This is a genomic window from Flavobacterium profundi (genome assembly GCF_006491645.1).
Classification (GTDB): Bacteria; Bacteroidota; Bacteroidia; order Flavobacteriales; family Flavobacteriaceae; genus Flavobacterium; species Flavobacterium profundi.
In genome coordinates this window covers 1-20,922 of the sequence record NZ_VDCZ01000021.1, presented here as the reverse complement: position 1 = coordinate 20,922, position 20,922 = coordinate 1, and the positions used below count along the sequence as shown (strand labels likewise).

The following is a 20,922-nucleotide window of genomic DNA, read 5'->3' as shown; positions in this document are numbered from 1 at the left end:
ATTGCTTGGCTTGGCTTGTGTTCGGAATTTTCTCCGAAAATTCCACAAGGAGTTTTGTACTTGTAAATTTTAGGCTAAATTTACGCAACTGCTACAAGCGGCAAACCGTTAACCATAATTATAAAAATGAAACGTATTATTAAAATATTTCGGATTCTATTTATCATATTTTCTGTTATTTTTTTAGTAGTTTACTTTCTTTTAATTAATGCTTGGAAATATGACTTCACAGAAAATGAATTACAACCTTACTTTTCTGAAATAAGAAAATCCGAAAATTTACCCGAATTATTCTATAAATATTATGATTTAGATAATGACAATTCATTAGAAACTAAAACTGGAGAATATTTATTTAAGTCAATATTTTACCATAGGACTTCCAGACCTTTAAGTTTTTGGCTAGCTAAACAAATGTATATTCCTAAAATGAAAAACCGAAATTCTATCAATAGAATTAGAATTGAAATGTCTCTAGCAATGAAAATTGAAAAAGAAACTTCACAAAAGGAGCAACTTAATTATACTTTAAGTACAGTAGATTTTGTCAATAATCAAATTGGAGTAAAAAATGCATCAAAATTTTATTTTGGAAAAGAAATAACGGAGCTAAACGAAAATGAAATAGCCTCGTTAATTGTTATGACAAGAAACCCTGCTTTATACAATCCGAAAAGACGACCAGAAAAGCTGAAAGCAGAAGTTGAAAAACTTTTGAAAAAATAACTATGGTTAACAGCGGTTACAAGTAATGGCTAGTTCAGTTCTATTCCGAAAATTCTCCGAATTTTCTAAAATAAGTTTATATTTGTTATGGCTTGGTGCTGGTTCACGCCACTACTTGTAGCCGCAAAACGTTGTACGCAATTGGAAGTGCTAACCTTGATAGATAGTGTTAAAATTTTGTGGAATAGATGGTTTTAAATAGCTGAAAACAGTTTTGTTTTTTTCGTCAAGCCTTGCAAAAAGAAATTTGCTGAAAACTATATTTTCAAAGCGAAGTCGCTTAAAAGGCTTGCCAAAGTTATAAGAAAAAATATACAAAGTCAAATATTTTTTTATAATAACTAACTTAAAACCAATGTGTAGCCAAATTATACACACTAAGATTTTTAAAAACTGCGCCTATCATTACTGTCTGATAAGCGACAATATTTAAAAATCATCTATCTAAGTTTCTTTACGTTCCAACTGTAAACTTTTATTATTATCTTAGCAAAGAAATAATAACAGCGCACAACACGGGTTACTCGCAATACTGCCCTGCCGCAGGCGCAACACTGGCAGTACTGCGAGTAGCCCGAAAACGTTACCAGCAAGCGTAGAGAACCGACACGACCACCAACAGACGACCTAAACTCGGCAGACAATTTCGCTGTTCTTTGACACAAACCGACCTGACTTTTCCGACACTCAAGCCGACCCAAATGGTTTTAAAAATTTTTCCCACCGCACATTTAAAAAAATAATTTTATGCCTGCCCGCATTTTGCACATTTGGTTTTGCCCTTACACACAAAGCCTACGCTTCAGCAAAACCAAAAGAGCAAAATTTTTCCCACGCACTTGTTCGGGTTATGAAAATAAATTGTAATTTTGACAAAATTGTCAAGGCGAAAATTTCAAGGTAATGAAAGAAACATTTGGAGAATACATTCACAATTTGAGAGTTGAACACGGCTTAACTCTTACAAAGCTTGCGGCTGCACTTGATATTGACCAATCAACGCTTTCCAAAATTGAAAATCAAAAACGCAATGTTCCAGAAGAAATTCTTCCCAAGCTTGCAAAAGTTTTCAAGTTGGACATCAAGAAACTTGAAAAAGAATTTTTCAGTGAGAAGATAGCAGAAATGATTTACCGAGTTCCCGACTCAACAGAATTATTGACATTGGCAGAGGAAAAAGCGAAATACTACAGAGTATCAAAGGTTAAACAAGGAAATTTAAAATTTTAAGAAATGGCAAAATCAATAGAACAATACTTAAACAAAGTTATTCAAGGAGACTGCTTAGAGGTAATGAAAAAGATCCCAAGCAATTCAATTGATATGATTCTTTGTGATTTACCCTACGGAACCACTCAAAACAAATGGGATTCAGTAATTGACTTAGAACAACTTTGGAAGCATTATGAAAGAATCATCAAAGATGATGGAGCTATTGCCTTGACAGCGCAAGGTCTTTTTACAGCTAAGTTGATTATGAGTAACGAAAAATTATTCAAATACAAAATTGTTTGGATAAAATCTAAATCAACAAACTTCTTAAATGCAAAGAAACAACCACTCCGTAAACACGAAGATATATGCCTTTTCTACAAAAAACAACCGACATATAACCCTCAAATGACTAACGGAGAGGCTTATGACAAAGGAATCAGAAAAGACCAATACACAGGAAGTTATGGTGACTTTAAACCAAGACACGTAAAGAGTAATGGAGAAAGATACCCTACTGATGTTGTTTGTTACGAAGAACAGCCAATTGACGATTTTGTATATGTAAAAACAGCGGAATCAGAAGGTCCTGTATTACATCCGACACAAAAGCCAATTGAATTAGGTAGATACCTTATAAAAACATTCACAAAGCCAGGCGATATAGTGCTTGACAATGCTTGTGGCAGTGGTAGTTTCTTGCTATCTGCAATTCTTGAAAACAGACAATTTATTGGTATTGAAAAAAATGAAGACGTTTTACTTCATAAAGTAAAACCTGTTGATTACATAAAAATTTGCACCGACAGAATCCAAGAAACACTTAAGCGCAAGGAGATTGAGGAATCGACTTTGAGATTGTTCAATGAGCCAATTGCTAAATATCATACACTTAATTATAAAAACGGAAAGGCAAAAGCAAGTCCAGCAATTTATTGATTGAATTACAAAATATGGCAAGAGTTACATACAACGAAAGAAGCTGGGCAATTGACGTAATAAGTGAAATCAACTTACACCTTGCAAATAAAAGTTGGCATTTCAAAAGTGCAGGAGGCGAAAGTACAATAAGCAACGAAAAGTCAAGTCTATTTCCTGATGTTTTAATTTTCAAAGACCAAGCAAGAAATATCATTTTGCAAGGTTGGGAGTTGAAAATGCCTGACACGCCAATTAATGACGCTGAATTAATTAGTAATGCTATCAAGAAAGCTAAAATTTTACAAAGAGATAGCTTCATACTTTGGAATGTAAAGAGTGCCGTTCTTTACTCTAAACAAGGTGAGTCATTCTCAATTTTAAAAACTTGGAATGACGTTGACATCAACAATCGAACTGAGGTAAAACCAAAAGAAGCACTTTGGAAATCATTACTACATTCAATACTTACAGACTTAAACGGTTATTTTGAAACGGGAGAAATTTCAGATGAAGTTTCAGCCGAAATATTGGCAGTTGATGCAATAATAGATGTAGTTCTCGAAAACATACCCTCGACAGCGGAAAACCTAAGAACAAATTTTAGAAGAAATTCAAGACTTGAAGCTCAAATAAACAATTGGTGGTTATCCTCGGCAACTGAATATGGTTATAATCCAACAGCAGCAAAAGACGCTTCAAACAAACTACCTACTCTTTCAAAGGTAATTTTAACCGATTGGGTGTTTAAAATCATCTTCGCTAATGTTCTAAAAAGGCATTTTAACGAAGCGAGAGCAATAGAATCAATAAACAATGAAACTTCAATTGAGCAAGCAAAGGAAATAATTGCATCAATATCTGAGCATTGCAATTTCTGGAATATTTTCAGTGATAACCTTGCAATTGAGTTCATTTCAAATTCTGCTTGGAAACAGATTATCCAGTTAAATCAATTTCTTTCTTCAATCAACATTGCCGGAATTGAAATCGAAATTCTACATAATTTACTCCAATCTTCAATTGTATCTGCAAAACGAAAGGTTGCAGGACAATTTGCTACACCTAAAAAATTAGCAGATTTATTAGTGAGGCTCACCGTTGAAGACAAGGAAGGAGTTGTAATTGACCCTTGTTGCGGAACAGGAACAATTATCAACCAAGCCTACTTGCTCAAAGAAGAATATGAATTTAACCAAGACGAAATAATCAACAGCATTTGGGCATCCGACAAACATTCTTTTCCTATTCAATTATCAACACTTACTTTGGCTAAGCCAAACAATATTGGCAAAGTTTTAAACATTTTCAGAGCGGACGTGATTGACTTGGAGGTCGGAGAAAACATTACTTTTAAAGACCCAAATAACGGAAATGATATTATTAAGCAACTACCACCTATTGACTACGTAGTATCAAATCTGCCATTTATCAAAAGCAAAGAAATTCAAGTTTTAAACCCGAATATCACAGAAATAAACAATTTCATACACGAACAAGCAGAAACTACAACAACTCTCAGCGGAAAAAGTGACATTTTCGCATATATCCCATTCTATTTACATCAATTGCTCTCTGAAAATGGAAAAATTGGACTGATACTTTCTAATGCCTGGTTGGGAACTGATTACGGAGAAATTTTCTTAGAGCTAATTCAGAATTTCTATGACATTGAAATTGTTGTAATTTCAGGGAAAGGAAAATGGTTTGACAATGCAGACGTAGTAACTACTTTTCTGATTGCAAAAAAGCGAAATCCAAATACGCCAATAGACCAAAACAGAACAATTTCATTTTGCACCCTAAAAGAAAATATCAATGAAATACCTGACACTAAACACTTGAGCGAAAGTATTTTGTTGGAAACAGATAATGAATTTGTAGCCATTCAGAATTATTCAGTCAATGACATAGCTAATTTTGAAACAATTGGTGTCCCTTGGTGCGGTTACTTTGCAAATCTTAATTGGCTTACAGAAGTTTCAGAAAAACTAATTGATTGCAACCAGATTTTCAAGTTTACTCGTGGTGAAAGAAGAGGTTGGAATCCCTTATTTTACCCTGCTTCTGGACACAATATTGAAGCGGAATACATAAGACCAGTTCTTAAAAACCTAAGAGGAACATCAGGACTTTATTGTTCAGCAGATGGAGAAGCATTTTGTTGTTCAAGAAGTATTGAAGAATTAGAACAACTCAATCATACAGGTGCTTTGCAATGGATTAGAAGTTTTGAAAATCAAAACAACGAAACAGGTGTTCCACTTACTCAATCTTTGCGTAGAGCTAATATGTTTTGGTATGAGATGAAAACCGATAATATGGCTGACTTTGTCGCTAATGTGAATTACGATAAAAGTTTATTCATTGCAACCTTTGTTAATCGTTCTTTCATTGACCAAAGAATGATTGGACTTTCAATTAAAGCGGAGCATCAAGATGAAAACAGAGTTTTACTGCTTGCCTTATTAAATAGTGTTCTAAGTATGTTTTTTATAGAAAGTTTTGGTTTTGGTAGAGGTTTAGGTGCACTTGATTTAAGAGCGACAAAATTTGAGCGTGATTTTAAACTATTGAATTTTGAACTTTTATCAGACGAGCAAAAGCAAAGTATTATCAATGCTTTTCATCCAATTGCAAATAGAAATAGATTTCCCTTAGAACAAGAAGTTGAACGAGCAGACAGAGTAAATTTTGAAAGAGTTTTATTTGAAGCATTCGACATTTTTGAGCATTACGAAGCAATTAAATCATCCTTGTTACATCTTTATAGAATCAGATTTGCAGTAAAAATGAATTAAAAAATGAAGTTGCAACAAAAGACATTAGAGAAATTAAGAAACTTAATCAATGAGGAAACAGAATATCGTTCAGGTCCTAAACTGGTTGATTTCTTTAATGATTTAGGTGCAAACGACACATACAACAGAGGTGGTGGGTTTCCTTCTCGATGGATGTATACGGACGAAAAACTATCAAAAATCAACGGCACACCCGAACTTGACAAATGCATTCGCAAACTTTTTGCACCTGTAAATTTCATTGGTCGCTTTGCAGAACTGGACAAATTCATTGCTGACTTCAATCAATATCTTGCATTTGATGGATGGCAGGTTTTAAGAAAAGAAACCGAAATAACATTTACCAAAGCAGGGAAAATAAAATTTGAAGAAAAGATTGAAGTAAAAGAAGATGATTTTTTACAAAAGGAGTTTAGCGATATTTCCCTTAACAAATTAGGTCTGGACAGCATCATAACAGAAACTTTGAACATTCGATTTGATGAAATAAAAAAATGTTTAAATGCCAAAGCTCCAATGTCGGTTATTTTTCTTTCAGGCAGTTCACTTGAAGGAATATTGTTAGGAATTGCATCAAAGTATCCGAGAGAATTTAACCAATCAAGAACATCGCCTAAAGACCAAAACGGCAAGGTAAAACCATATCACGAATGGACACTTAGCAATTTCATTGACACAGCACACGACATTGGAATTTTGAAAGAGGACGTAAAGAAATTCAGTCATTCATTGCGTGATTTTAGAAATTACATTCATCCTTACGAACAAGTAAGTTCAAGATTTAATCCTGACGAACATACAGCAAGAATTTGTTGGCAAGTTTTGAAAGCAGCAATTTATCAACTAACAAATAACAAACCCAATGTACAGGTGTAAGCACATTTGCAAACCGCTACAAGCCGACCCGCAGACCAAAGTTTGCAAAAGAGCTTCCACCTTTCCCACCCAAGAAAAATTATTTTTTAAAATTTCCTTCCCTTCAAAAATTTTTAAAACCGCCACCGCACAACCGACACATAAAGACCAAAATACTCATTGGACAATGACAGCGAAACCCTTATCATACCTGACTTTCACGACACGGACGACAGAACGCCAGCTGGTAACAGCGGTTTTGCAAAAGTGGCGGTGCAGTGCTTCGTATGACAGTGAAGTGATTAATCAAAATTTAGTGCTTCGATTGAAGTTTAGTGGTGAAAATCGCCACCTTCGCAAAGCCGCCAAACGTTACCTGCTATGTTAGAAAGACGACCATACAAGACAACGACACGTTTTGACGGATTGCCAATCTATTTTAGCGGACAAACGGGGATGCCGAAAACCGAACAGAGTAGGCACAACTAAAAAAAATAAATAAAATGGCACTATCAGATGTAAAAACAGACGGAAGTTGGATTAAAACTTACGATGAAAAAGGTAAGCACATTTCAACAATGTCTTCATCAGGAAAAAATGTTGTTGGTATTGGTTCGGACTTTTTTGTTTGCGAAGAGGGTTCCTGGATTAAGACCTATGACGAAAAATGCAAACACATTGCTACAATGTCAAGTAGTGGAAAGACTGTTAGGGTTGCCGCAGGACAAACTTTCACTTGCAAAGAAGGTTCTTGGCTAAAAACATATGACAAAAACTGCAAACACCAAAACACAAGAAGTGCGTAAGCAATTTTCAGTAAGAGAAATATCTATAACATAGGTGGCTTCGCCACCTATGTTATTTTTTAAAATTAGAAAATGGAGAAAAAAACCTTATCAAATATCTTAGAGGGAAAAATCTTTCAAATTCCCGATTATCAAAGAGGTTATGCTTGGGAAGCAAAACAATGGAATGATTTTGTTCAGGACATAGATGCACTAATAGATGATAAAATTATCAGCCATTATACCGGAACAATTGTTATTTATCAGCCAATCAGTAAACCGACAGAAAATTACGGAACAAAAAAACTTGAAATCGTTGACATTGTTGACGGACAACAAAGATTGACCACTTGCAGTCTTTACCTGTCAATCATAATTAAAGAACTTATCAAATTGGGACAAGACGATTTTAATGCCGAAATTCCAATTTATCTATATTCAGGAAGTAAAAGTAAACTTAGATTAAATAATGATACGGCTGACTTCTTTTTGGACTTAATATCAAAAGGAGTTAGCAACATAGAAGCAAATTCTGTTCATCAAAAAAGGATTTATGAAGCATATTGCTTTTTAAAAGATCACATTGAAGAACAATTGAAAATCAGAGCAGATAAAAGTGAAGATTATTTGAGAGATTTGTTTGATGCGATTATCCGTAAATTGAATTTTTCCTTTTACCCAATCGAAGTTGAAAGCGAAATAGGAATGACCTTTGAGTTAATGAATTCGAGAGGAAAAGATTTGTCCTCTATGGAATTACTCAAAAACTATCTTATGTATTGGGTTTACAGAAACATTCCTGAAATTTCAGAAAAAGAAGATTTTACAAAAACTATCAATAAAACTTGGAAAGAAGTCTATGTAAATATTGCCAAATGTAACGGTAGTGAAGGTCAATGTTTGCGTATTGCTTGGACTTTATTTGTTAGCTATACCCCAAAAAACTGGGACGGTTATAGTGGTTTTAAGTCAGATGATGTAATTCCACTTAGAAATTTTTCAAAAAAGACAAAAGAAGAAGTAAAAAGTTTTTTATTAAAATTTGTTGATGGTCTTGCGTTAATTTCTAAGCATTATTCTGCAATCGTTAAACCTAATAATGCACCTTTTGATGAAAACGAACTAACTCTACTGACAAAAATCAGAAACGCAGGTAATATCGCCAATTATCTTCCATTAATGGTAGCTTCAAGAATTAAGCGTGAAAACAATCAAGTTGAGAATAGCGAGTATTCAGATTTTCTAAAATCAATAGAGGTTTTTTCATATAGGATATTCCTATGGGAAGGAAAACGAAGTAACACGGGTATGTCACAACTTTATCGTTGGGCAGACGATGTATTTACTTCAAAACATACTTTAAAGTCCGTTACCGAGTGGATTTACGGAACAATCAATTGGTATTCACACGAAAATAATTTTAGGAAATCTCTAACAGAGGATATTTTTGAATGGTATCATCACAGAAGATTATTAAAATATACTCTTTTTGAGTATGAACTCCATTTGTTACAAGGTAAAAACAAACCAAAATTGAATTGGGAGGACTTAACCGACTCAACAATTGAACACATTTTACCTCAAAACCCAAATGAAAATTCAAGTTGGCTTAGTAAATGGACAGATGAAGAACGAAAAATCTATCTGCACGACATTTCAAACTTGGTTCTTACAAAAGACAATTCAAGATATAGCAACTTTGAATTTGAAAGAAAAAAAGGAGTAGCAGGTTCAGGGTATTCTTACTCTAATTCAGACATCAGACAAGAACGAAAAATTGCTGAGTATAATGATTGGACACCTGCAAACTGTAAAAAAAGACGTGAAGAATTAGTAATTTGGATTATTAAAAATTGGGGCATTGACAAACACTTCCAACAACCAATAGAAGAAATTGTTGATGACGATGAAGATATTACATACAATGACAATGATTAAAAACACAGCAGGTAACACGGGTTTTGCGTCAGGCGGGGTGACGTGCAAACTTGGAGCTTTGTGCCTCTATTCAAGTGTAGTGCTGGTTGACAGTTTTGTGCTCCGAAACCCGCCCGAACGCAAAGCCCGAAACCGTTACCTGCAAGCTAAAAAAAACTGACCGTCGAAAATGAAAAACAAAAGAACAATTCTTACTTTAATGCTTTTGACACTGTTCTTCACGAATTGCAAATCGCTAAAACCTTTACAAAATGAAAAAGAAAAATATAGTATTATACACGAATCAAAAGGAGACATAAATCTTGATGGAATTTTTGATTTAGCAATTGTTTCATCTAAAAGCGATAGTGAAAAAGGGCAGATAATTGTCTTTATAACTAACTCGAAAGGAAATGTATCCAAAAAAATTCTGAACGATAATCTTACGGACACGTATATTGAAATGTATAATCAATTGCCTGAAATAGAAATTAAGAATGGTGAATTGATAATTTCTTATTATGGTGGAATGTGCCATCGAGAAAGTCGGAATATTGAATTTAAATTTGACAAAAAATTTAACGATTTATTTTTTCAAAAATTCAGCACTTCTGAACATAATGTTTGCAATGATTCAGAACCAAAAGGAATAGAAATTACAAACGCTGAATTAAGAAAAATAAAGTTTATGGACTATAAAGATGAACTATAAAGAAAAAAGCCAGCAGGTAACAATGTATAACCGCAATTACGGCGGATTCGACTACGTCCGAATCCACTCGGAATTGCTAACGTTAGTGCTAAACCGAAAATAAACATATATTAACCCGTAACTGACGGTTATACGAGACCGTTAGCAACAATACTTTAAAAAATCTGCAAGTGAAATATTATTTAATAGTTTCTTTAATTCTGTTTTCATGTTCTGAAAAGAATTCGAGAATAGAAACTAAAATTGATTTAAGTAGTAGAAAACTTAACTCAATTCCAGATAGTGTTTTTGAATACAAAAATTTAACTGAATTGGAACTTGGCGCAAAAGAAGTAATATTTTATCCGCCATTATCAGCTTTAAGTGAAGGTGATAAGGACAGAAATCGTATTGTTGAATTACCTGAAAGAATATCCGAATTAAAATACTTAAAAGTTTTGACGTTGAACTCTAATGAACTGAAAAGCTTACCAAACTCATTATCAAACCTTCAAAATCTTGAAATTTTAGATTTGGCGTTGAATAAAAATCTGAATGTAGTTGCAGAAATTCCAAAACTAAAATCACTTCCAAAACTTAAAGTTTTAAAAATTGTGGATACTAAGCTTGACAAGAATGATTTAGAAACTATAAAGAAATCACTTGGCACAAAAATTAAATTAATCTATTCAGTCAATGACTATATGGAAAGTTATGGAAATGAATAAGTACTGTTGCTAACAACGGTTTGCTTCAATGGCTACTTCCGGATTTTCCGTAGGAAAATCCGCTGCTGAATGGAATGTTTTGTTATATTTGTAATGGCTTGGTGCTGGTGTAACGCCACTGAGAGCAAGCCGCAGAACGTTGTAGCCAATTTAAGAAAATGAAGAACTTTCGACTAACTTTAATTACTGAAAACCAAAATTCTCTTGAAAAAGGGAAAAAGTTTGCGGAACTGATAATCGAAACTCTGAATTGTAAAAACGGATTTGAAATCTCAAAATATGAGAAACTAAAAAACTCATACAGAATTGAAATTTTAGGACAAATAACGAGCGGAAAAAATTCTATTTCGGAATCAATCGAATTAACTGACCGAATATGTTCGCCTTGGACTGTAACTTATCAACGTACCGAAAATAACGTAGAATTGATGTTTAATAAATCGGACTTTTCTAACTTTCGGAAAAATGAATTTAACGTGCTAAACTGGGCGGAATTTGGAGTTGAAAATGAATAAAAAACTGGCTACAACAATGTATAACCGCAATTACGGCGGATTCGACTACGTCCGAATCCACTCGAAATTGCTAACGTCAGTGCTAAACCGAAAATTAACGCACATTAACCCGTAACTGACGGTTATACGAGACCGTTAGCGGTCAGGCTAAAATACGACACGACAATGACAAGAAGTTTAATAATAATGGGAATAATAACGACAATTCTAAACTTGTTTGGCTGTTCAGAACAGACAAAGAAAAACGATAGTGGACTTTCCAAAGAAATGAAAGAGCAACTTGCCAATTCAGTTGAAGCGTTTAAAAACAGACCAAAATATAAAGAATTGACTGAACAAATTATAGACACAACTGCGGACGAGAATTTATTACAAGTGGTTTTTGACAACCTTTCTGAAAAACAGCCAACCGACTTCGAAAAGGAATATGAAATTGTTATGTCTTGGAATAAATCACAACAAGCGATTTATATGATTTGGGCATTAGAAGCAGAAGTTAACAATGGCGGTTACAACCAATTTTATTTCAATTCAAGTGGACAGTTTTACAAACACTTGCCAGATGCTTTAAAGCTTGTAGGAGCAACCAAGTTTGCTGACTTGACCAAACGAGCTAACGACACATTTGAAAAAGAGAACCCGAAAATAACTCAACATCAAGACGGGACATTAGAAGGTTTTAGCAAATCGTATGACGACAATCCATTAAACAAATTTGATGATGAGTTTTACGACCTATACAAAATGGAAAACTTGCAACAAATTCAAGTTGACTTCATTCGAAAAAACAAGAAAGAATTTATAGACAAATGACAGTAGAAATAGAAGCCCGTACCGCTAACAGGCGTTTGGCAAAAAAGCGGGTTCAGTGCTTAAATGAAGCTTTGTGCTTCGTATCAAGTTCAGTGCTGGTAGACAGTTTAGTGCTTCGAAATCCGCTTCTTCGCCAAGCGCCAAAACGTTGTACGCAATTGGAAGTGCTAACCTTGATAGATAGTGTTAAAATTTTGTGGAATAGATGGTTTTAAATAGCTGAAAACAGTTTTGTTTTTTTCGTCAAGCCTTGCAAAAAGAAATTTGCTGAAAACTATATTTTCAAAGCGAAGTCGCTTAAAAGGCTTGCCAAAGTTATAAGAAAAAATATACAAAGTCAAATATTTTTTTATAATAACTAACTTAAAACCAATGTGTAGCCAAATTATACACACTAAGATTTTTAAAAACTGCGCCTATCATTACTGTCTGATAAGCGACAATATTTAAAAATCATCTATCTAAGTTTCTTTACGTTCCAACTGTAAACTTTTATTATTATCTTAGCAAAGAAATAATAACAGCGCACAACACGGGTTACTCGCAATACTGCCCTGCCGCAGGCGCAACACTGGCAGTACTGCGAGTAGCCCGAAAACGTTGTGTGCTATTTTACAAAAACCGAACAAAAAATCCAATCTTTTCACCAATTCTTGTATCTTATAAAATAAAAGGCGAAAATGAAAAAAATATTGCAATTTATTATACCATTTTTTTTAATTCAAAATGTATTTTCGCAAGACCTTGTTGGAAAATGGAATATTAACTCTTTAATTGATAATAATTATCCTCCTGAAGAATATATATTATATCCAATAAAACCTGACAAATATGGTATTGAATTTGGGTTGATACTTGTTTTAAAACCTGATGGAACTTTTCATAGTTATCAAATTTCACATCGCGGGCAAGACAGATTATCTCCATCAACTTATGGAAAATATACAATCATTGACAATAATTATATTCGTTTCTTTTTAGAGAAAAGAAACAAACAACAAGAAATTTTGATTAACGAAGATTTAGGGAAATTTTATTATTCCCAGAAAAATGATGGATTTAGATTTCTAAAAAGCAATGGAAATATTGAGCGTGATAAACAAACCGCATATTTTCGTGATTTACTCTATGAAAAAACCAGCGAAATAAACAAATATAAAGACAATGCACTCAATTGGAAATATACAGAGATTAAAGACGAAAGGGAGGCTGTAACTTTTTGTATGACAGAAAACCAAATTCAAAATTTTGAAATTTTATATTCAAGACGTGCAGAAGGTTATAATAGAAAGATCATCTTAATAAAAATAGATAGTGATTTTAGATATGTCATATTTGAAAAAGACTTTTATAGAGAAGGTCTTAACAGAATAGCTTTATATGACGATTCCAAAATAAAAGAAATAGATAAATTAGTTGCCGAAATCAAAAATGATAAAAATCTTAAAATAAAAACGATTAAAAATAACACCGAACCAAAGCAAAACTTTAACGATAATTCTGAAACAATATTAGATTTGTTTCAGAATAAGAAAAAAATGCAAAAATCTGTTTACCAGAAATATGTTTCTTATTCAAATCAAGCTTCCATAAATAATATTACTATTTACTTTCAAGACGAAAAACCAATTTATGTTGAGTATTTAACAAAACATATTAGCAATCAACAAGTGCGAGAATCTATAACAGGTTTCTATATTTTGGATTTTAAAAATCATAAATTCATTACAAAACCAATAAAAAAAGACAACGGAGAAATTGACTATCCAAGCGAACTTATAAATAAAGCAATTGAAAAAATCAAAAGTTATATCTAAAATAAAAATCTTCACACAAGTGAACATGCTCCAAAAGGTTAGACACCTAGTTAAGTCCATTGTTTAAAAATTCAGAAATACCAGAAAAATGAAACTACTTATTTACATATCTTTTATATTTTTCTCCATTTTGTCTTTTGCTCAACAAACCTATAAAGTAACTGAAGGAGAACTTCAATATATAATCCAAGGTAAAGGAATAATTATAAAAAAAGAAAGCCAATTGTATCTGTTAAGAATAAATGTTTCTATTCAAAATAAAAAACAAAATGTAGAAACAAAATTAATATTATTAACAGAAGAAACGTTAAAAACCTATTCTCAAATCAATAAAACTATTTCCTACAATGAAATTGATGAAAACTATGATTTTGATTTACTAAAAAATATTAGTTTTAATTATATCGAAAAATTTAGTTCAAAAGAATTAAATTATGAAGAATATAAACTTTGTAAAGTAAATAATAACTTCTTTGCAAAATTTAGGGATGAGTATGATGATAAAAACGTTTACACTAATATTGAAGATTATATGCCTTATATTTTCATTAAATTCAATAATAAAAAAGTGATTTATACTTTTGATAATGAAGAACTTTTTATAATCCCAACTAAAAAAAGTTTTGAAATACTTTCTTTACACAATAATTATGACATTAATTATAAAACCGTAAAACTAAAATTAACAAATTCAGAAATTTATTATTTTTCACAACATATTTTTAATGATCTAGAAGAGGACTTTTTTAGAATTGATACTTTAGAAAACAAAAAAGTGAAACTTAAAAATATCTATAATGAAACATTAATTAATCAAAGTTATGACTCGATAAAATTAAGCAAAATAATAAAATGTTATATTAAAGGCAAAATAGACTTATATAATCTTTCTTATAAAAAACTAAACAAATTTCCTTTACAAGCATCAAAAGGAAGTTTGGGAAGTATCCAAATTCTAGAAAATAATAAATTAAAATGGAGAGATTGGACAGGAAAAAAACTAAAAAAAAGATTTTCTTTTCCTTTAGTTTTACTACCTGAAGCACCACAACAAGACTACAAATATGAATTAACTATTTCCAAATCACATGAAAAATTCATTTTAAAAATAAGAAATTTTAATGTTTTTGGATTTCAAACAAACGATACAGAAACAGATACTTTGTCATTATCAAATACTTTTGGAATAAAGAATTTCTATTTTCAGAGTAACAATTCAAAAGATACCATTTTAAGTAATAGTGAATTTTATCATTTTGATAACTATGTAACTAGAATTTCTGAAATGGTTGATTTTAGTTATACTGTAGTTTATTTTCAAAGAGAGAATGGAACATTTGGAATGAGTTACTTAGGAAATTTTTTTGTAAGCAATGAAGATTTTAAAAACAATATCACATATAAAAAATTAAATAATTTTAATGAATACCAAGATTTACAGTTTGTGGAGTTCAAGTATCCATTTTATAAGATGAAGAAAAATAATTTATTTAAGCTTTTTCCATTACACAAAGAGTTTCGATACAAAAAACTTGAAGATTTTGAAGGTAACTTTGCTCGTTTTAAGTTACCTAATTGTCAAAAAGGTTGGTTGAGTTTAGATGGAATTGAATATTTAGATGAGTAAAAAACAGCACACAACAGCGGTTACAAGTAATGGCTAGTTCAAGAATATTCCGAAAATTGTTGCACCAGTTCGCACTTTGTGCTCGTGTCTCCGAATTTTCTAAAATAAGCTTATATTTGTTAGGGCTTGGTAATGGTTCACGCCACTACTTGTAGCCGTAAAACGTTATGCGTCAGTTTAACTCAAGAAACTAAAATATATTAAATGAAAAAAATTTGCATTATATTATTACTATTCGTAGCTAAAATTTATTCTCAAGAGATTTTAAAAAAAGAAGAAGTTTATACTGAAAATAATTTAGTTTACAAAGTTTCAAATTCCGAGCTTTTTACTGGAAAAATCCAAAGTTTTAAACACAAGAATCATTTGACTTTTGAGATTGAATTTAAAAATGGAGAATTAATAAAAAGTATTGAATATTTCAATGGCAAAAAGATAAAAATTGCTGAAGAAATTTTTTATAGAAAATATGGAGTAAAAGAAAAGAAAATTAAATACGAATATCTAATAGACTATAAATGGATTGAGTATTATGATGAGAATAATCAAAAAGTATTAGAAGAAGAATATAAAGATGGAATATTAGTTTATCGTTGTCCATATTTGAATAACAAAAAGAATGGTATCGTCTATTTAATTGAAAAAAATGGTCAGAAAAAAGAATGCAAATTCGAAAATGGAAAACTGATAAAAGAATAAAAACCGAACGCATAACAGCGGTTTGGCACAATAGCTGTTTTTATATTAGCTACACGCCTATTTTCCGCAAAGAAAATTTTATCTTAGCAAGAAATAATCGTTCCACGCAGCCGCTACTGCGCCAAACCGCGGAACGTTAGTAGCAACCTTTAAACAACTCTGCATAAAATGTCAAATATTCAAATCCAGAAAATAAGCACATCAGAAATTGACCAGTTACAGAAAATTGGAAGACAGACTTTTAAAGAAACTTTCTCAGAATCGAATTCTGAAGAAAACATGAAAAACTATTTGGAAGAAGGTTTCTCAAAAGAAAAATTAACCGCAGAATTTAATGATAAAAACTCTGAGTTTTATTTCGCAAAGTTGGAAGAAGAAGTAATTGGATATTTGAAAGTCAATTTTGGAGATTCACAAACCGAATTGAAAGACAGTAAAGCTTTAGAAATTGAGAGAATCTATGTTGCGAAAGAGTTTCACGGAAAAAGTGTTGGGCAATTATTGTATGATAAAGCAATCGAAGTTGCGAAACAGAAAGGTTCGGAATATGTTTGGTTGGGCGTTTGGGAAGAAAATCCGAGAGCAATAAGTTTTTACAAGAAAAATGGCTTTCTAGAATTCGATAAACATATTTTTAAATTAGGAGAAGATGAACAGACAGATATTATGATGAAGTTAAAACTGGAATGATAAGACAAAGGCAGCCACTAACAGCCGTTTGTAGCAATTGCTAGGCTTGGCTTGTGTTCGGAATTTTCTCCGAAAATTCCACGAGGAGTTTTATACTTGTAAACTTTTATTATAAATTTACGCAACTGCCACAAGCGCCAAAACGTTAGCAAACATATTAACGCAACCAAATTCAAAAAAAAAGCATCTATAAAAGAAAAAGCATGAAAAATATTTTTAAATTTTTAATTTTAACCATTTGTTTTATTAGTTGTGAAAATACTGATGACGGAACTTCATCAAGTTTACCAGAATTTACAACTGAAGGAAAAAATACTTTTGGTTGTAAAATTGATAACCAAATATTTGTTCCTAAGCGAAAGATAACTGGTTCACCATATTCAAATCCAATTTTAAAAGCGACATATGTATATAATGATTACTATTTTAATGGATATCATTTATCAATTTTCGCTAATAATGAAGTTAATAACAAATTAATAAATATAAGATTAGATGGTGGTTTAAATCCTCTAATTGAAGGAAATACTTATCCTATTTCTGTAAATCAAGATAATAATATCTATGGAATTTATGAACATTGGGGTGAAACTATTGACAATGGAGATGGAACTGGGTTTACACCTGTTTTTGAATTTACTACTGACAATTCAAGTTTTGGAGAGTTAGAAATAATTAAATTGGACACTGAAAATAAAATTATTTCTGGAGTATTTTGGTTTGACTGCAAAGAGACTAATAGAGATACTATTTCACATATAACAGAAGGAAGATTTGATTTAAAATATACTATTGATTTTTAAAAATACGTTTGCTAACAGCCGTTTGTAGCAATTGCTAGGCTTGGCTTGCGTTCGGAATTTTCTCCGAAAATTCCACAAGGAGTTTTGTACTTGTAATCTTTTGGCTTAAATTTACGCAACTACTACAAGCGGCAAACCGTTGTAGCTAATTTAAATGAATAAACTTTGGAGAGCATATAAAGAGAAATGGTTTGTTCCGATCATTTTCGCTTGTATCTGTGGAATAATTGGGTTAATAACAATTTCTATTCAAAATGAAATCGTACTCTATCTTAGTTTGGGAATTCCTTTCTTGGCTTTACTAGTTTCCGGATTTTTGGGTCTACTCAGAATAATCAAGAAAAACTATAAAACAGGAATTTTACAGATTGTCTTAAGTGGAATAATTGGAGTTATTGGATTGTTTCTTGTTAGCTTATATTTAATGTTTTATCCTTATGACTATTATGCTGATTCATTAAAAATCCCAAATAATATTGACATATACATTCCAAAAGCGGAAACTTTTGAGTATTCAAACAAAACTAATCCAGAAACAAATCACATTCCAAAAGACAAAGACTTTGAACTCTATAATTCTTTCCAACCAGGCTTATATACATATGACATCTGGTTATCAAAGATTGATAGCGGAAAACTATATCTTAAAGTATATGAGATAACTAAAAACGATAGACTTTCACAAAATATACTGTCAAAAAAAAGCGAAATAGTTGTAGGACACCCAATTGATACAATAATAAAATATGGAACCAAAGATCATTTCACAATTTATGAAGGAGATTGGGGAAAACCATATGCAGCTAGATTTGAAATTTGGTATAAACGTAACAACTCAGATCAGGAAATAAAACTTCTAGAAAAAAATTATAAAATTGAAGGCTGGCAAAGATAAAACTAGCTACAACAGCCGTTTGTAGCAATTGCTAGGCTTGGGTTACTTCGGAATTTTTTACAAAATTCCAAAAGGAGTTTTGTACTTGTAATCTTTTGCACTAGATTTACGCAACTGCAACAAGCGGCCAACCGTTGTGTGCTATTTTGTGACGAATCGTTTTAAATTGAAACTTTCCAATGATTTTATGAAAAATTTTTTATACATATTTGTACTTCTTGTTTCTTCTTGCTATTCACAGCAAAGCAACAGAAAACATTGGATTGGTCAAGAAATAAAAAGTGAAGGTGGATTTCTATTAAATAAAGGTAAGCTCGATACTGATTATGGTATTGCATTTTCTAATTCTGAAACTAAAATATTCATATTATTTTTCAAAATTGAAAATACAAAAAAAATCATAATTGATATTTTAGAGATTGATAAGAAAGAATTGAAAGAAAACAAATTAACAGAATATTGCTACACAAATAATGGTGTTAATGTAGAAATTATTGCTCTTGTAAAAGATACAGATAACAATGTCGAATTTTACACTAAAATTATAAAAGCTTGGCGTGCCAACAGAAAAACTGGTAAATTTGAAAAAATAGCAAAACGGAAAGTAAAAAAATGCGATAACGAAAATTACGGAACTTAACCTTTCAAACCTTTGAAAAAATTCATTTACATATTCATTATTTTGCTTTTAGCAAATTGTAAAAATCCTAAAGTAACGGAAAATCTTGTTGTACAAAAAACTGAAAAAGACAGCACCAATCAGTCAAAACAGAAATATAATAAAACAGAAATAATTTATAAAAAACAAGACACACTTATTAAAACTAGTGAACCATTTATAATAAATAACATAAAATGTTATTGGAAACTTACTTTTATAGTTTACGAAGGAAATGAATATAGTGAAGGAATCTTGGAACTAAAAAATAAAAACAAAACATTATTAAATAATTCACGTAATTTAAGTTCAAATGACTCGTATTATCAACACAACTTTAGCAACTTTCATTTTGAAAGTTTTACTATTGATAGCAAAGAAGATTTGAATTTTGACGGATTTAAGGATTTTAAGATTTTTGACAAAGAACCTTCTGGCAGTGCAGGAATGTTTTATTGGGCATACATTTTTAATCCTAAAAAGAAGGTTTTTGAATTAAACAAAGAACTTTCGGGTTATGAATTAGAAGTCAATAAAGTAGAAAAAACGCTTTCGTCTTATGCGAAAAATGGTTTTGGTTATAATGTAAATAGTATTATTCATTTTGACAAGATTGGGAAAATAAAATATACAGAACTAATTGAAAGAGAAATTATAGACACAACAAATTTTGTAAAAACTACATATAAAAAACTAATCAACAATAAAGTAGTAAAAACAAAAACAGAAACTACGAAATTTGAAGGATGGTAGTAAAAAACGAATATAAAAACAGCACACAACAGCAGTTAAAAAAAATGGCTTGTTCAGGTTCATTCCGAAAATTCTCCGAATTTTCTAAGTTTTGTTTATTTTTGGAATGGCTTGGAGCTGGTTTACGCCACTTTCTTTAGCTGCAGACCGTTGTGCATAATATTATGAAAATACGAAAGATATTTTTTGGAATTATAATTCTTGGCTTTTTTGCGTCATGCAAATCACAGTATTCAACTTCTGAATTAAAAAACAACTTCACAGAAAACGAAATTGAAGATTTGAACAAAATTAGAGAATTCTTTATTAGCGAAACTTGTGTTAATACTCAAAATGACTTTAAAAGTTGCTTTAAAAAAATCCCTCATGAATACTTACAAGCTTATGGAAACGGATTTTGGGAAAATATTAACTTTGAACGACAAACAGAACTTTATAAACAAATCTCAAAATCAACATTTGATAAAATTTGGATGTTCTGTAAAAGCGGAAATCCAAATGAACCTGATAAACATTATAAGTTTCTTTGCGCTGTTTCACAAGGACAATATTCAAATTACTTAAGTGAATTAGGTAAAAATAATAAGCGAATTGCTGAATATGCTAAATCAATAAATGATTATGGAGCATTTACTAGTCTAGAATTGACAACTTGGGAAATTTTAAACAACAAAAAGTATATCAATCTAAACGACCCAAATGTACAATTGATATTAGCTATTCATTTTTTGACATTAAATGATGATTTAAAACGTGTAGAAATTTGGACCGAATAAAATACTATGCACAACAGCAGTTAAAAGTAATGGCTTAGGCAAGGGCATACTTCCGAATTTTCTCCGAAAATTCAAAAGTTTGCGTTATATTTGTGTTGGCTTGGTTTTGGCTCGTCGCCACTTCTTTTAGCTGCAACACGTTAGCAAACATTAAATGAACGATACTGAATATAAAGGAGTTTTGCACAAAGAAGTTAATAAACTTTCAAGAATAAATCCTAGATTTCATAGGATTTCGAGTAT

At 31.4% G+C, this 20,922-nt stretch carries 20 protein-coding genes; all 20 read left to right on the top strand.

Annotated elements, in window-relative coordinates; genetic code table 11:
- Positions 1-126 precede the first annotated feature (126 nt).
- Positions 127-726, top strand: a complete 600-nt coding sequence (locus tag FHG05_RS18035; RefSeq protein ID WP_140999530.1) for a transglycosylase domain-containing protein — start codon at positions 127-129, stop codon at positions 724-726.
- Positions 727-1,629: 903 nt separating this feature from the next.
- Complete coding sequence (locus tag FHG05_RS18030; protein ID WP_140999529.1) at positions 1,630-1,956, top strand: helix-turn-helix domain-containing protein; 327 nt, start codon at positions 1,630-1,632, stop codon at positions 1,954-1,956.
- A 3-nt stretch (positions 1,957-1,959) separates the two neighbouring features.
- Entirely contained in the window at positions 1,960-2,877 is a 918-nt protein-coding gene (locus FHG05_RS18025) for a DNA-methyltransferase (protein WP_140999528.1), read from the top strand.
- A 14-nt stretch (positions 2,878-2,891) separates the two neighbouring features.
- The gene (locus tag FHG05_RS18020; protein WP_140999527.1) at positions 2,892-5,657 is read left to right on the top strand and encodes an N-6 DNA methylase; all 2,766 of its coding nucleotides are present in this window, start codon (positions 2,892-2,894) and stop codon (positions 5,655-5,657) included.
- 3 nt (positions 5,658-5,660) lie between these two features.
- A complete protein-coding gene (locus FHG05_RS18015; RefSeq protein ID WP_140999526.1) occupies positions 5,661-6,533 on the top strand; it encodes a hypothetical protein in 873 nt (290 codons plus the stop codon).
- Between the two features lie 482 nt (positions 6,534-7,015).
- Positions 7,016-7,318 (top strand): hypothetical protein, encoded by a 303-nt coding sequence (locus tag FHG05_RS18005; RefSeq protein ID WP_140999525.1) that lies wholly within the window; start codon positions 7,016-7,018, stop codon positions 7,316-7,318.
- Positions 7,319-7,390: 72 nt separating this feature from the next.
- Positions 7,391-9,235 carry a DUF262 domain-containing protein gene (locus FHG05_RS18000; protein WP_140999524.1) on the top strand — a complete coding sequence of 615 codons (1,845 nt, stop codon included), beginning with the start codon at positions 7,391-7,393 and terminating at the stop codon, positions 9,233-9,235.
- A 169-nt stretch (positions 9,236-9,404) separates the two neighbouring features.
- The gene (locus FHG05_RS17995) at positions 9,405-9,926 is read left to right on the top strand and encodes a hypothetical protein (RefSeq protein WP_140999523.1); all 522 of its coding nucleotides are present in this window, start codon (positions 9,405-9,407) and stop codon (positions 9,924-9,926) included.
- A gap of 170 nt (positions 9,927-10,096) precedes the next feature.
- The gene (locus FHG05_RS17990) at positions 10,097-10,633 is read left to right on the top strand and encodes a leucine-rich repeat domain-containing protein (protein WP_140999522.1); all 537 of its coding nucleotides are present in this window, start codon (positions 10,097-10,099) and stop codon (positions 10,631-10,633) included.
- Between the two features lie 158 nt (positions 10,634-10,791).
- Positions 10,792-11,148 (top strand): hypothetical protein, encoded by a 357-nt coding sequence (locus FHG05_RS17985; RefSeq protein WP_140999521.1) that lies wholly within the window; start codon positions 10,792-10,794, stop codon positions 11,146-11,148.
- 165 nt (positions 11,149-11,313) lie between these two features.
- Entirely contained in the window at positions 11,314-11,961 is a 648-nt protein-coding gene (locus FHG05_RS17980; RefSeq protein ID WP_140999520.1) for a DMP19 family protein, read from the top strand.
- A 680-nt stretch (positions 11,962-12,641) separates the two neighbouring features.
- Positions 12,642-13,778: a hypothetical protein gene (locus FHG05_RS17975; protein ID WP_140999519.1), complete on the top strand. Its 1,137-nt coding sequence runs from the start codon at positions 12,642-12,644 to the stop codon at positions 13,776-13,778.
- Between the two features lie 88 nt (positions 13,779-13,866).
- Complete coding sequence (locus FHG05_RS17970) at positions 13,867-15,405, top strand: hypothetical protein (RefSeq protein WP_140999518.1); 1,539 nt, start codon at positions 13,867-13,869, stop codon at positions 15,403-15,405.
- 204 nt (positions 15,406-15,609) lie between these two features.
- Positions 15,610-16,104 (top strand): hypothetical protein, encoded by a 495-nt coding sequence (locus FHG05_RS17965; protein ID WP_140999517.1) that lies wholly within the window; start codon positions 15,610-15,612, stop codon positions 16,102-16,104.
- A 168-nt stretch (positions 16,105-16,272) separates the two neighbouring features.
- Positions 16,273-16,794, top strand: coding sequence for a GNAT family N-acetyltransferase (locus FHG05_RS17960; protein WP_140999516.1), 522 nt, complete (start codon positions 16,273-16,275; stop codon positions 16,792-16,794).
- A gap of 203 nt (positions 16,795-16,997) precedes the next feature.
- Positions 16,998-17,597, top strand: coding sequence for a hypothetical protein (locus FHG05_RS17955; RefSeq protein WP_140999515.1), 600 nt, complete (start codon positions 16,998-17,000; stop codon positions 17,595-17,597).
- 154 nt (positions 17,598-17,751) lie between these two features.
- The gene (locus tag FHG05_RS17950) at positions 17,752-18,492 is read left to right on the top strand and encodes a hypothetical protein (RefSeq protein WP_140999514.1); all 741 of its coding nucleotides are present in this window, start codon (positions 17,752-17,754) and stop codon (positions 18,490-18,492) included.
- Between the two features lie 187 nt (positions 18,493-18,679).
- Positions 18,680-19,132 carry a hypothetical protein gene (locus FHG05_RS17945; RefSeq protein ID WP_140999513.1) on the top strand — a complete coding sequence of 151 codons (453 nt, stop codon included), beginning with the start codon at positions 18,680-18,682 and terminating at the stop codon, positions 19,130-19,132.
- Between the two features lie 12 nt (positions 19,133-19,144).
- Positions 19,145-19,903 carry an XAC2610-related protein gene (locus FHG05_RS17940; RefSeq protein WP_140999512.1) on the top strand — a complete coding sequence of 253 codons (759 nt, stop codon included), beginning with the start codon at positions 19,145-19,147 and terminating at the stop codon, positions 19,901-19,903.
- Between the two features lie 164 nt (positions 19,904-20,067).
- Positions 20,068-20,679, top strand: coding sequence for a hypothetical protein (locus FHG05_RS17935; RefSeq protein WP_140999511.1), 612 nt, complete (start codon positions 20,068-20,070; stop codon positions 20,677-20,679).
- Positions 20,680-20,922: the final 243 nt, after the last annotated feature.